The sequence below is a fragment of the Pseudoalteromonas sp. CNAT2-18.1 genome (assembly GCF_022347865.1).
Lineage (GTDB): Bacteria > Pseudomonadota > Gammaproteobacteria > Enterobacterales > Alteromonadaceae > Pseudoalteromonas > Pseudoalteromonas ruthenica.
This window is the reverse complement of the sequence record NZ_JAKRFR010000010.1, coordinates 1-14,505: the sequence shown is the minus strand read 5'-3', so window position 1 is coordinate 14,505 and position 14,505 is coordinate 1. Positions and strand designations below refer to the sequence as shown.

Sequence of the window (14,505 nt, the reverse complement as noted above, 5' to 3'; positions counted from 1 at the left end):
TTTGTAGCAGCTGAAAATGCTGGCTGCAAAATAGGTTTTTTATTAATTGGGAAGCCGTTTGAGTACGCGTCCTCGCGCGCACGAGGCTAAGACCCACCTAACGAGGTATAATCATGGCTAAAAAAGTTGAAGCTTTAATCAAGCTACAAGTTGCTGCTGGTATGGCTAACCCTAGTCCACCAGTAGGTCCTGCTCTAGGTCAACACGGTGTAAACATCATGGAATTCTGTAAAGCGTTCAACGCTCGTACAGAGTCTCTAGAGAAAGGCGCTCCGGTTCCTGTAATCATCTCTGTTTACAATGACCGTTCTTTCACGTTTGACATGAAAACGCCACCTGCTGCTTACCTACTTAAGAAAGCTGCAGGCATTAAGTCTGGTTCAGGCCGTCCTAACACTGAAAAAGTGGGTACAGTTACTCGTGCTCAACTTGAAGAGATCGTTGAGATGAAGAAACCTGACCTTACAGCGGCTGATATGGACGCTGCGGTACGCACTATCGCAGGTTCTGCGCGTGCAATGGGCTTGAACGTAGAGGACTAAGATAATGGCAAAATTAACTAAACGTATGCGTACTATCCGCGAAAAAGTGGATGTCACTAAAGATTACGAAATCAACGAAGCTGTTGCACTTCTAAAAGAGCTAGCAACTGCTAAGTTCGTTGAAAGTGTTGACGTTGCTGTTAACCTTGGTATCGATGCACGTAAATCTGACCAAAACGTACGTGGTGCGACTGTACTTCCAAATGGTACTGGTCGTGACGTTCGCGTTGCTGTATTCACTTCAGGTGCTAATGCAGACGCAGCTAAAGAAGCTGGCGCGGATATCGTAGGTATGGAAGATCTTGCTGACAAAGTAAAAGCTGGCGAGATGGATTTTGACGTTGTTGTTGCTTCTCCAGATGCAATGCGCGTTGTTGGTCAACTAGGTCAAATCCTAGGTCCACGTGGTCTTATGCCTAACCCTAAAACTGGTACTGTAACACCTAATGTTGCTGAAGCAGTTAAAAACGCGAAAGCGGGTCAGGTTCGTTACCGCAACGACAAGAACGGTATCGTTCACTCTACCATTGGTAAAGTTGACTTCACTGCTGAACAGCTACAACAAAACCTTGAGTCTCTTATCGTAGCGCTTAAGAAGGCTAAGCCTTCACAAGCAAAAGGTACTTACATCAAGAAAGTAAGCATCTCGACTACTATGGGCGCAGGTGTTGCTGTTGACCAAAACTCACTAAGCACGCAAGTAGCGTAATTTAGGAGTTTACGTGGCGCGATTTTTATACTATAATTTCGCGCCATTTTGTTGAGTATTGAACTCAACAATCAACGAATTCGGGTTGAAGCCAACGTTGTTGGCTTCCGTCCAAGACCGTAGGTGCAGTCACGTATTGCTTAATTTCCTACGTAGACGGTGTGAATCCCAGCTAGATTTTTCCTAATCTTCTGGCTCTCGCCGTAACAAGCAGCTCCGTCATGATGATGGAGTAGAGTAAAACTGAGGTATTTCGGTATCTCACTGAACCAGGAGTAACACCCATGGCTTTAAATCTTCAAGACAAAAAAGCAATTGTTGCTGAAGTCAACGAAGCTGCCAAAGGTGCTCTATCTGCAGTAGTTGCAGATTCTCGTGGTGTAACTGTTGACGCTATCACTTCACTTCGTAAAGAAGCTCGTGAAGCAGGTGTATGGATGAAAGTCGTTCGTAACACTCTAGCTAAACGCGCTATCGAAGGGACTGATTACGAGTGTCTTAACGATTCACTAGTAGGCCCTAGCCTAATCGCTTTCTCTTCTGAGCACCCAGGTGCTGCAGCGCGTATCTTCACAGATTTCGCAAAGAGTAACGAAGCATTTGAGCTTAAAACGGCTGTATTTGACGGTGAAATCGTAGATGTAGATATGCTAGCTAAGCTACCTACATACGACGAAGCAGTTGCACGTCTAATGAGCGCTATGAAAGAAGCTTCTGCAGGCAAGTTGGCAAAAACTCTTGCTGCAGTTCGCGACCAGAAACAAGAACAAGCTGCTTAATTTTTATTTATAAGCTATTGTTCTTTATCGGTGTAATGAATTTAATGAACCCTCGGGTTCGAGAATATTAGGAAATTTATAATGTCTGTAACTAAAGACCAAATCCTTGACGCTATTGCTGAAATGTCAGTAATGGAAGTTGTTGAACTAGTAGAAGCAATGGAAGAAAAATTCGGCGTAACTGCAGCTGCTGCTGTTGTTGCTGCGGGTCCTGCTGAAGCTGCTGAAGAGAAGACTGAGTTCGACGTAATCCTAGCTGGCGCTGGCGGTAACAAAGTTGCTGCTATCAAAGCGGTACGTGGCGCAACAGGTCTTGGCCTTAAAGAAGCTAAAGCACTTGTTGAATCAGCTCCTGCACCTATCAAAGAAGGTGTTTCTAAGGAAGAAGCTGAAGCACTTAAGAAAGATCTTGAAGAAGCTGGTGCTGAAGTTGAGATCAAGTAATCTAGCGTATGCTAGGTTCGCTGCCTGAGTAATCAGGCAAGGGCTGGTGATTATTTAATCACCGGCCCTTTTGCGCTATAGAGCGAAAATTTGCTCCAGGGTGCTCTAAACCTAAATTTCACTTTTATTTTCAATTGGTTACGCAACTTCATTGGCAATAGCAGTGACATTTAGGAACAACAATTCTAAATGTTGTAAATATTGGCATAGATGCCAGTTATGTCTGTTCTTACAAGAACAGGTAGGGTCAAAGATCAGCAAGCTGAGGAACCCCATGGCTTACTCTTATTCTGAAAAGAAACGTATCCGTAAGGATTTTGGTAAACGTCCACAGGTTTTGGACGTACCTTTCTTACTGCAAATGCAGTTAGAATCGTTTAAAAAATTCTTAACTCCGGACGCTGACGGCGATTTCGGTTTGGAAGCTGCCTTCCGCTCCGTTTTCCCGATTAAAAGCTATTCGGGCAACTCTGAGCTTCAATACGTAAGTTATCGTATTGGTGAGCCAGTGTTCGATGTTAAAGAATGTCAAATCCGCGGTGTGACTTATTCTGCTCCACTTCGCGTAAAACTTCGTCTTGTGCTTATGGACAAAGAAGCACCCGGCACAGTTAAAGACATCAAAGAGCAAGAAGTTTACATGGGCGAAATTCCGCTCATGACTGACACAGGTACCTTTGTTATCAATGGTACTGAGCGTGTTATCGTTTCTCAGCTACACCGTTCACCTGGTGTATTCTTTGATAACGACCGCGGTAAAACGCACTCCTCTGGTAAGGTGCTTTATAACGCTCGCGTTATTCCTTACCGTGGTTCATGGCTCGACTTTGAATTCGACGCTAAAGATAATCTCTACGTACGTATCGACCGTCGCCGTAAGTTGCCGTCGTCGATCATTTTGCGCGCGCTTGATTACTCAACAGAAGAAATTCTTAATATCTTCTTTGAAACCACTACCTTTGAGGTGAGTGACGGTAAAGTTCTTATGGAGCTTGTGCCTGCGCGTCTACGTGGTGAAACCGCAGCCTTTGACATTAAAGGCGAAGATGGCGAAGTCTTGGTAGAACAAGGCCGTCGTATTACTGCGCGTCACATCAAGAGCATCGAGAAAAAAGGCATCAAGCAGCTAGAAGTACCGCATGAGTACGTCATCGGTCGAGTATTAGCGAAAAACTATGTTGATGAGTCAACAGGTGAAGTAATCGCCAATGCCAACGATGAACTATCGCTTGAGCTAATGGCTGAGCTTGTTAAAGCAGGTCACACCGAAATTGCTACTTTATATATCAATGAAGTAGACAGTGGCTCTTACATGTCAGATACCGTTCGTATCGACTCAACTACAAATCGCCTTGAGGCCTTGGTAGAAATCTACCGCATGATGCGCCCAGGTGAGCCGCCGACAAAAGAAGCTGCAGAAGCGCTATTTGAAAACTTATTCTTTACCGATGAGCGCTATGACCTATCAACCGTAGGTCGTATGAAGTTCAACAGCCGCGTTGGTTATGACACCGACGAAGGCCCAGGTACTTTGTCTAAAGAAGACATCGTTGCCGTGATGAAAGTGCTTATCGATATCCGTAACGGTAAAGGCGATGTTGATGACATCGACCACCTTGGTAACCGTCGTATCCGCTCTGTAGGCGAAATGGCAGAAAACCAGTTCCGTGTCGGTCTAGTTCGTGTTGAGCGTGCTGTACGTGAGCGTCTAAGCCTTGGTGACCTTGATGCTATCATGCCGCAAGACCTTATCAACGCCAAGCCAATTTCGGCAGCGGTGAAAGAGTTCTTCGGTTCATCACAGCTTTCTCAATTTATGGACCAAAACAACCCGCTATCAGAAGTTACGCACAAGCGTCGTATTTCTGCATTAGGTCCGGGTGGTCTTACGCGTGAGCGTGCAGGCTTCGAAGTACGTGACGTACACGTAACGCACTACGGTCGCGTATGTCCAATCGAAACGCCTGAAGGTCCAAACATCGGTCTAATTAACTCATTGTCTACGTATGCACGTACCAATGACTTTGGTTTCCTAGAAACACCTTACCGTAAAGTGGTTGATGGTGCGGTTACCGACGAGGTTGATTACCTTTCTGCTATCGAAGAAGGTCAGTTCGTTATTGCTCAGGCAAATGCTGACTTAAACGATGACAACGGATTTGTAGAAGAACTGATTACTTGCCGTCACAAAGGTGAGTCGACCTTGATGCCGCGCGATGACATCCAGTATATGGACGTTTCGCCACAACAGGTTATTTCAGTCGCTGCTGCGCTTATCCCATTCCTAGAGCACGATGATGCGAACCGTGCATTGATGGGATCGAACATGCAACGTCAGGCTGTACCGACACTACGTGCTGATAAGCCACTAGTAGGTACAGGTATCGAACTTACACTTGCGAAAGACTCAGGTGTAACTATCGTTGCTAAGCGTGGTGGTGTGGTTGATTACGCTGATGCGAGCCGTATCGTTATCAACGTAAATGAAGATGAGCGTGTACCTGGCGAAGCGGGTATCGACATCTACAACCTAACTAAGTACACCCGTTCTAACCAGAACACCTGTATTAACCAAAAGCCAACTTGTATGGTTGGTGAGCCAATTGTACGTGGTGACGTACTTGCTGATGGTCCGTCAACAGACCTTGGCGATTTGGCGTTAGGTCAAAACTTACGCGTGGCATTCATGCCTTGGAATGGTTACAACTTCGAGGATTCAATCCTCCTTTCAGAGAATGTTGTAAAAGAAGATCGTCTAACGACTATCCACATCCAAGAGCTACAGTGTATTGCTCGTGATACTAAGCTTGGGCCGGAAGAAATCACTGCTGACATCCCGAATGTGGGTGAGTCTGCACTGGGCAAGCTAGATGAGTCTGGCGTTGTTTACATCGGTGCAGAAGTGAAAGGCGGCGACATTCTCGTAGGTAAAGTAACACCTAAAGGTGAAACTCAGCTTACGCCAGAAGAGAAGCTACTGCGTGCCATCTTTGGTGAGAAAGCGTCTGACGTTAAAGACAGCTCGCTACGTGTACCAAACTCAGTATCAGGTACCGTAATCGACGTACAAGTCTTCACCCGTGACGGTGTAGAAAAAGACAAACGTGCGCTTGAAATCGAAGAAATGCAGCTTCGTGAAGCGAAGAAAGATTTCAACGAAGAGTTCAAGATCCTTGAAGAAGGTGTGTTAAGCCGTGCTCGTGGTCTATTGACCGGCGCAGGCATGGATGCAGCCAGCCTAGAAGGCCTCGCTGCTGATAAGCTATTAACACAAAGCCTTGCTGATGAAGGCAAGCAAGCAGAACTTGAGCAACTAGCAGCGCAGTACGATGAGCTTAAAGCTGAGTACGATAAGAAGTTTGAAACGAAACGTCGCAAGATCACTCAAGGTGATGACTTAGCGCCAGGCGTATTGAAGATTGTGAAGGTTTACCTAGCGGTTAAACGTCGCATCCAGCCAGGTGATAAGATGGCGGGTCGTCACGGTAACAAAGGTGTTATCTCGACTATCGTACCTGTAGAAGACATGCCTTACGATGAGAAAGGCCGTACCGTTGATATCGTATTGAACCCGCTGGGCGTACCATCGCGTATGAACATCGGACAGATCCTAGAGACTCACATGGGTCTTGCGGCACGCGGTATCGGTGAGCGTATTGAAGAAATGATGAAAGAGCAGCGTGAGCTTCACGAACTGCGTGAATTCATCAAGAAAGCTTACGAACTGGGTGAATGTCGCCAGCAAGTAGACATCGCTAGCTTCTCTGATGACGAAGTTCGTCGCCTAGCAGAGAATCTAAAAGGCGGTCTACCGATTGCTACTCCTGCATTTGACGGTGCTCGCGAAAGCGAAATCAAGGAAATGTTGGAGCTCGGTGGTTACCCATCAAGCGGTCAGGTAACGCTGTATGATGGTCGTACTGGCGATCAGTTTGAGCGTCAAGTAACGGTTGGTTACATGTATATGCTGAAACTGAACCACCTTGTTGATGACAAGATGCACGCGCGTTCTACTGGCTCATACAGCCTAGTAACGCAGCAGCCGCTAGGTGGTAAAGCACAGTTCGGTGGTCAGCGCTTCGGTGAGATGGAAGTCTGGGCACTAGAAGCGTACGGCGCGGCTTATACCCTGCAAGAGATGTTGACTGTGAAGTCGGATGACGTAAATGGTCGTACTAAGATGTATAAGAACATCGTTGACGGTAACCACAAGATGGAACCGGGTATGCCAGAATCATTCAACGTATTGTTGAAAGAAATCCGTTCACTCGGTATCAACATCGAGCTGGAAGAAGAATAAGCCGGTCGGGCGCAAGGCGCCCAAACCTGCGAACAAATAAATGGGCGGCTTGCCGCCCTCGAGATTAACCTCCGACAGGAGAGCTAAGGTGAAAGACTTACTTAAGTTTCTGAAGCAACAAAATAAGACCGAAGAATTCGATGCAATTCGCATTGGTCTTGCTTCGCCGGACATGGTGCGTTCATGGTCATATGGTGAAGTAAAGAAACCTGAGACCATTAACTACCGTACTTTCAAGCCTGAGCGTGACGGCTTATTCTGTGCCCGTATTTTCGGCCCAGTGAAAGATTACGAGTGTTTGTGTGGTAAATACAAGCGCTTGAAGCACCGTGGTGTTATTTGTGAAAAGTGTGGCGTTGAAGTAACGCTAACCAAAGTGCGTCGTGACCGTATGGGTCACATTGAGCTGGCAAGCCCAGTGGCACACATTTGGTTCCTAAAATCACTGCCATCGCGTATCGGCTTAATGCTTGATATGACGCTTCGTGACATCGAGCGTGTGCTGTACTTCGAATCATTCGTGGTAACCGAACCTGGTATGACGACGCTTGAGCGTGGTCAGCTTTTAGGTGAAGAAGAGTACCTTGATGCTCTTGAAGAGCACGGTGATGAATTTGAAGCGAAGATGGGTGCAGAAGCGGTACTTGATCTTCTTAAAGAACTCGACCTAGGTCAGCTGATTGCAGAAATGCGCGAAGAGCTACCAACTATCAACTCTGAAACTAAGCGTAAGAAAATTACCAAGCGTTTGAAGTTGATGGAATCATTCCACCAGTCAGGTAACAACCCTGAGTGGATGGTAATGAGCGTTCTTCCAGTGCTACCGCCTGATCTACGTCCACTTGTACCACTAGACGGCGGTCGTTTTGCGACGTCAGATCTAAACGACCTTTACCGTCGTGTGATCAACCGTAACAACCGTTTGAAGCGTCTTCTCGACTTAGCCGCGCCAGACATCATCGTACGCAACGAAAAGCGTATGTTGCAAGAAGCGGTCGATGCGCTCCTTGATAACGGTCGTCGTGGTCGTGCTATTACCGGTTCTAACAAGCGCCCACTTAAGTCGCTTGCAGACATGATCAAAGGTAAGCAAGGTCGTTTCCGTCAAAACCTTCTTGGTAAGCGTGTTGACTACTCAGGCCGTTCTGTAATTACCGTAGGTCCTACACTGAAACTACACCAGTGTGGTCTACCTAAGAAGATGGCTCTTGAGCTATTCAAGCCTTTCATCTACGGCAAACTTGAGCGCCGTGGTATGGCGACAACCATCAAAGCTGCGAAGAAGATGGTTGAGCGCGAAGTACCAGAGGTTTGGGACGTACTAGACGAAGTTATTCGTGAACACCCAGTGCTACTTAACCGTGCACCAACCCTTCACCGTTTAGGTATCCAGGCGTTTGAGCCGGTACTTATCGAAGGTAAAGCGATTCACCTGCACCCATTGGTGTGTGCGGCGTATAACGCTGACTTCGACGGTGACCAAATGGCGGTTCACGTACCATTAACGCTAGAAGCGCAGCTAGAAGCGCGCGCGTTGATGATGTCAACCAACAACATTCTTTCGCCTGCGAACGGTGAGCCAATCATCGTACCTTCACAGGACGTTGTTTTGGGTCTTTACTACATGACCCGTGACCGCATTAATGCCAAAGGTGAAGGCCTGGTATTTAAAGACGCGAAAGAAGCTGAAAAAGCCTATCGTACTGGTACTGCCGAGCTACATGCTCGAGTAAAAGTACGGATGACAGAAACGGTAATCGAAGAAGACGGTAGCACTGAAGAAGTGACCGGCGTTATCGATACCACTGTTGGTCGTGCTATTTTCTCGTTGATCATGCCTAAAGGCTTACCTTTCTCACTGGTTAACCGTGCGTTAGGTAAGAAGCAAATCTCAGGTATGCTTAATGAGTGTTACCGTCGTCTAGGCTTGAAAGACACCGTAGTGTTTGCTGACCAAGTGATGTACACCGGTTTCCACTATGCGATGAAATCGGGTGTATCAATCGGCATCAACGACATGGAAATCCCGCCGGTTAAAACGGAGATCATCGATGCAGCGGAAGCTGAGGTTGCCGAAATCAACCAACAGTTCCAGTCTGGTCTTGTAACAGCGGGTGAGAAGTACAACAAAGTTATCGATATTTGGTCACGTGTGAACGAAAACTTATCACGCGAAATGATGGCGAACTTATCGAAAGACACTGTTATCAATGCTGAGGGTAACGAAGAAGAGCAAGACTCATTCAACTCAGTGTTTATGATGGCCGACTCGGGCGCACGGGGTAGTGCAGCTCAGATTCGTCAGCTAGCGGGTATGCGTGGTCTAATGGCTCGTCCAGATGGTTCAATCATCGAAACGCCAATTACCGCGAACTTCCGTGAAGGTCTAAACGTACTTCAGTACTTCATCTCAACGCACGGTGCGCGTAAAGGTCTTGCCGATACCGCATTGAAGACAGCGAACTCGGGTTACCTAACGCGTCGTCTCGTAGACGTAGCGCAAGACTTGGTAATCAATGAGAGCGACTGTGGCACGGAAGATGGTCTAACTATGAAGCCACTTATTGAAGGTGGTGACGTAGTAGAGCCGCTACGCGAGCGTGTACTAGGACGTGTAGTTGCTGAAGACGTACTTAAGCCAGGCACTGAGGAAGTGTTGGTTGAGCGTAACATCATGCTTGACGAGAAGCTGTGTGACCTACTTGAAGAGCACTCAGTGGATGAAGTACGTGTTCGTTCTGTTATCACCTGTGACAATGACTTTGGTGTATGTGCTAAATGTTACGGTCGTGACTTGGCTCGTGGCCATATCATCAACCCAGGTGAAGCGGTCGGTGTTATTGCAGCACAGTCAATCGGTGAGCCAGGTACACAGCTTACCATGCGTACCTTCCACATCGGTGGTGCAGCATCGCGGGCATCTGCAGAGAACAGCGTACAAGTTAAAAACAACGGTCGTCTGAAGCTTCACAATGCGAAATATGTGTTGAATTCAGAAGGCAAGATCGTTATCACTTCACGTTCTACCGAGATCACCATCATTGATGAGCATGGTCGTGAGAAAGAGCGTTATAAAGTACCTTACGGTGCAGTGTTAACGGTACAAGATGGTGCCGAAGTGAAAGGCAACGACATCGTAGCGATGTGGGACCCGCACAGTCACCCAATCATCATCGAGCACGAGTCAAAAGTATCGTTCAGCGATATCGATGACTCTAACACCGAAGCTCAGACCGACGAGTTGACTGGTCTAACGCGTGTGGTTGTTAAAGACCTCGCTAAGGTGAATGCGAAAGAGCCTAAGCTTATCATTGAGAATGAAGAGCGCGGCCTGCAAGAGATTCGCCTACCATCATTCACCACCATTGAGGTGAGCGATGGTGCCACGGTGAACCCAGGTGATGTGCTTGCACGTATCCCGCAGGAAGGTTCGAAAACTCGTGATATTACCGGTGGTCTACCACGTGTTGCTGACCTATTCGAAGCGCGTAAGCCGAAAGATCCAGCCATCCTAGCGGAGATCTCAGGTACGGTAAGCTTTGGTAAAGAAACCAAAGGTAAGAAGCGTCTTGTAATCACCCCAGCGGAAGGGGATGCATACGAAGAGATGATTCCAAAGTGGCGTCAGCTTAACGTGTTCGAAGGTGAGACAGTGAGCAAAGGTGAAGTAATCGCCGATGGTCCAGAGTCTCCACATGATATCCTTCGTCTACGTGGTGTGACCGATGTTGCTAACTACATCGTTAATGAAGTGCAAGACGTTTACCGTCTGCAAGGTGTAAAGATTAACGATAAGCACATCGAAACTGTTATTCGTCAGATGCTACGTAAATGTATCATTCTTGACGGTGGCGACACTGAATTCCTAGCCGGTGAACAGGTTGAAGTCGCACGCGTAAGCATCGCAAACCGTGAACTTGAAGCCGAAGGTAAGATCCCAGCGAAGTATGAAATTCAGCTAATGGGTATTACCAAAGCGTCATTGGCAACCGAATCATTCATTTCAGCAGCCTCGTTCCAGGAGACGACACGTGTCCTAACTGAAGCCGCTGTAAATGGTAAGAGCGATGAACTTCGTGGTCTGAAAGAAAACGTAATCGTGGGTCGCTTGATCCCAGCCGGTACCGGCTTTGCGTATCACCAAGATCGCCAAAATCGTCGTAAACAGAATGCAGAGGAACTGCTTGAGCCAACAGTAAGTGCCGAGGAAGCAACCCAAGCACTGACTGATGCACTTAATGCAGATTTGTCTGGCGACCAAGAATAACCGCTTAATTTCATAATTAAGTCACGCTGAGGGCGGTATAATACCGCTCTCGGCGTTGTTTTGGTTGACAGGCTAAACTTTGCTCATTAAAATTCCGCCACCCTTTTACTCGCTGGTGTTATCGCAGTGTGTAAATTGGGCGGAATTTTTAATTTCAGTAGTAACTTTAATTTTTCATCAGGAGCTATTTGATGGCAACTATTAACCAGCTAGTGCGCAAGCCACGTCGCAGCAAGGTTACAACTAGTAACTCAGCCGCGCTTAAGGCATGTCCACAAAAGCGTGGTGTATGTACTCGTGTATATACCACTACTCCTAAGAAACCAAACTCGGCTCTACGTAAAGTAGCCCGTGTACGTTTAACAAACGGTTTCGAAGTAACATCTTACATCGGTGGTGAAGGCCACAACCTTCAAGAGCACAGTGTAATCCTTATCCGTGGTGGTCGTGTTAAAGACTTACCTGGTGTACGTTTCCACACTGTTCGCGGTGCACTTGACTGTGCCGGCGTAAATGACCGTAAACAAGGTCGTTCTAAGTACGGTGCAAAACGTCCTAAGGGCTAATGGTTCTCCGTTAGTAAGGCCAAGCACTTAAGTTTTAATTAAATATTAGTTTTGGGAATCTGTTCAAAAAACAGACCTGAAGAAATCGGAGAGATAAAATGCCTAGAAGACGCGTAATAGGTCAACGTAAAATTCTTCCAGATCCTAAGTTCGGATCAGAATTACTTGCAAAGTTCGTCAACGTAGTAATGCTTGACGGCAAAAAGTCTACTGCTGAAAACATCGTTTATGGTGCGCTAGACGTGGCTGCTGAGAAATCAGGCAAACCGCACCTAGAAATCTTTGAGTCTGCACTTGAAAACGTTCGCCCACAGGTAGAGGTTAAATCTCGCCGTGTAGGTGGTTCAACGTACCAAGTACCAGTTGAAGTTCGTCCAGTTCGCCGCAACGCACTAGGTATGCGTTGGTTGGTTGAAGCTGCACGTAAGCGTGGTGAAAAATCTATGGGCCTTCGTCTGGCTCAAGAGATGATCGACGCAGCTGATAACAAAGGCACTGCGGTTAAGAAACGTGAAGACGTTCACCGTATGGCTGAAGCGAACAAAGCATTCGCTCATTACCGTTGGTAATCTGTCCTTAACCTTTAAGAGGATTATATGGCACGTACAACTCCAATTGAGCGCTACCGCAATATCGGTATTTGTGCTCACGTAGATGCAGGTAAAACCACCACGACGGAACGTGTACTTTTTTACACGGGCCTATCTCACAAAATTGGTGAGGTACACGATGGTGCTGCAACTATGGACTGGATGGAGCAAGAGCAGGAGCGTGGTATTACTATCACGTCTGCTGCGACCACTTGTTTCTGGAAAGGGATGGACGCGCAATTTGACGACCATCGCATCAATATCATCGATACCCCAGGGCACGTAGACTTCACCATTGAAGTTGAGCGTTCACTGCGTGTACTTGATGGTGCTGTTGTCGTGCTTTGTGCTTCATCAGGTGTACAGCCACAGACAGAAACCGTCTGGCGTCAGGCCAATAAATACGAAGTTCCACGTATGATCTTCGTAAATAAAATGGACCGTATTGGCGCCGACTTTTTGTCGGTTGTAGATCAGGTGAAAACCCGTCTGGGTGCAACTCCTGTTCCGATTCAGCTGCCTATTGGTGCTGAAGAAGACTTTAAAGGTGTAATTGATCTTATCAAGATGAAAGCCATCAACTGGAACGAAGCGGACCAGGGGATGTCATTCACATTTGAGGAGATCCCGGCAGAGCTTCAAGACCAAGCCGAAGAATACCGCTCACTTCTTGTGGAAGCGGCGGCTGAGGCCAATGAAGAGCTAATGGACAAATATTTAGAAGAAGGTGAGCTCAGCGAAGCTGAGATCAAGCAAGGCCTTCGTGCTCGTACTCTAAGCAACGAAATTGTGCTGATGAGTTGCGGCAGTGCGTTCAAGAACAAAGGCGTGCAAGCGATGCTTGATGCCGTGATTGAATACATGCCTTCACCTACCGAAGTTAAACCGATTCAAGGTGTTCTTGATGATGGCGAGACTGAAGACACGCGTCCAGCAGATGACAAAGCGCCTTTCTCAGCATTGGCCTTTAAAATTGCTACCGACCCGTTTGTAGGCACGCTAACCTTCTTCCGTGTGTACTCAGGCACAGTTGCCCAGGGTGACACGGTATATAACCCAGTTAAATCAAAGCGTGAGCGCTTCGGTCGTATCGTCCAGATGCACTCAAACTCACGTGAAGAGATCAAAGAAGTTCGTGCCGGCGATATCGCCGCTGCGATTGGTCTCAAAGACGTAACAACAGGTGATACCCTGTGTGACGGGAATGCAATCATTACGCTAGAGCGTATGGAATTCCCAGAGCCGGTGATCTCTGTTGCGGTAGAGCCAAAAACCAAGGCAGACCAAGAAAAGATGGGTATCGCGCTAGGTAAACTAGCGGCAGAAGATCCTTCTTTCCGCGTACAAACAGACGAAGAATCTGGCCAGACTATTATCTCTGGTATGGGTGAATTACACCTAGATATTATCGTCGACCGTATGAAGCGTGAATTCAAAGTTGAATGTAACGTTGGTAAACCTCAGGTTGCCTACCGTGAGGCGATTCGTTCAGCCGTTAAGGTTGAGGGTAAGTTTGTTCGTCAATCGGGTGGTCGTGGCCAATATGGTCATGTTTGGGTCAAACTTGAACCGCTTGATATTAGCGATGAAGAAGCACCAACATTCGAGTTCGTTAACGAAATCGTTGGTGGTACTGTACCGAAGGAATATATTCCAGCGGTAGAAAAAGGTCTCCACGAGCAGATGGAGCAAGGTGTTCTTGCTGGTTATCCGCTTCTGGGCGTTAAAGCGACGTTATTCGATGGCTCGTTCCACGATGTCGACTCCAACGAAATGGCCTTTAAGATCGCAGGTGCAATGGCAATGCGTAATGGCGCGCTTGAAGCGAACCCCGTGTTGTTAGAGCCTATCATGAAGGTAGAAGTGATCACTCCTGAAGCAAACATGGGTGATGTTGTAGGCGACCTAAACCGTCGTCGCGGTATGATCGAAGGAATGGAAGAGGCACCAGGCGGCTTAAAACAAGTGAACGCCGAAGTACCACTTTCAGAAATGTTCGGTTATGCAACTGACTTACGATCAGCTACACAAGGTCGTGCCTCGTACTCGATGGAATTCCTCAAGTACGCAGAAGCGGCTAAAAATGTAGCTGATGGAATTATTGCAGCTCGCGCTGTTAAGTAATTTGAGTTCGGTCCGATCTTCGGGTCGGACTTTAATTTCTTTATAGGAATTTTGAAAATGGCAAAAGAAAAGTTTGAACGTTCGAAACCGCACGTAAACGTAGGTACAATCGGCCACGTTGACCACGGTAAAACAACTCTAACTGCAGCGATCACTAACGTACTAGCAAAAGTATACGGTGGTG

10 protein-coding genes are annotated in these 14,505 nt (G+C 47.1%); all 10 read left to right on the top strand.

The features are described from left to right. Positions 1-113 precede the first annotated feature (113 nt). Positions 114-542, top strand: coding sequence for a 50S ribosomal protein L11 (gene rplK, locus MHM94_RS17755; protein ID WP_022944291.1), 429 nt, complete (start codon positions 114-116; stop codon positions 540-542). A 4-nt stretch (positions 543-546) separates the two neighbouring features. Beyond that, positions 547-1,251 carry a 50S ribosomal protein L1 gene (rplA, locus tag MHM94_RS17750; protein ID WP_022944290.1) on the top strand — a complete coding sequence of 235 codons (705 nt, stop codon included), beginning with the start codon at positions 547-549 and terminating at the stop codon, positions 1,249-1,251. Positions 1,252-1,535: 284 nt separating this feature from the next. Then, positions 1,536-2,030 carry a 50S ribosomal protein L10 gene (gene rplJ, locus MHM94_RS17745; protein ID WP_022944289.1) on the top strand — a complete coding sequence of 165 codons (495 nt, stop codon included), beginning with the start codon at positions 1,536-1,538 and terminating at the stop codon, positions 2,028-2,030. A gap of 81 nt (positions 2,031-2,111) precedes the next feature. Beyond that, positions 2,112-2,474: a 50S ribosomal protein L7/L12 gene (rplL, locus tag MHM94_RS17740; RefSeq protein WP_022944288.1), complete on the top strand. Its 363-nt coding sequence runs from the start codon at positions 2,112-2,114 to the stop codon at positions 2,472-2,474. Between the two features lie 274 nt (positions 2,475-2,748). Continuing rightward, entirely contained in the window at positions 2,749-6,774 is a 4,026-nt protein-coding gene (rpoB, locus tag MHM94_RS17735; protein ID WP_053911724.1) for a DNA-directed RNA polymerase subunit beta, read from the top strand. 88 nt (positions 6,775-6,862) lie between these two features. Then, a complete protein-coding gene (gene rpoC, locus MHM94_RS17730; protein ID WP_022944286.1) occupies positions 6,863-11,041 on the top strand; it encodes a DNA-directed RNA polymerase subunit beta' in 4,179 nt (1,392 codons plus the stop codon). A gap of 191 nt (positions 11,042-11,232) precedes the next feature. Next, a complete protein-coding gene (gene rpsL, locus MHM94_RS17725; RefSeq protein ID WP_022944285.1) occupies positions 11,233-11,607 on the top strand; it encodes a 30S ribosomal protein S12 in 375 nt (124 codons plus the stop codon). Positions 11,608-11,705: 98 nt separating this feature from the next. After that, entirely contained in the window at positions 11,706-12,176 is a 471-nt protein-coding gene (gene rpsG / locus MHM94_RS17720) for a 30S ribosomal protein S7 (protein WP_022944284.1), read from the top strand. 27 nt (positions 12,177-12,203) lie between these two features. Further along, positions 12,204-14,321 (top strand): elongation factor G, encoded by a 2,118-nt coding sequence (gene fusA / locus MHM94_RS17715; RefSeq protein WP_022944283.1) that lies wholly within the window; start codon positions 12,204-12,206, stop codon positions 14,319-14,321. Between the two features lie 57 nt (positions 14,322-14,378). Continuing rightward, positions 14,379-14,505, top strand: a 127-nt coding sequence (locus MHM94_RS17710; protein ID WP_228553369.1) for a GTP-binding protein, incomplete at its 3' end; no start/stop codon positions are given.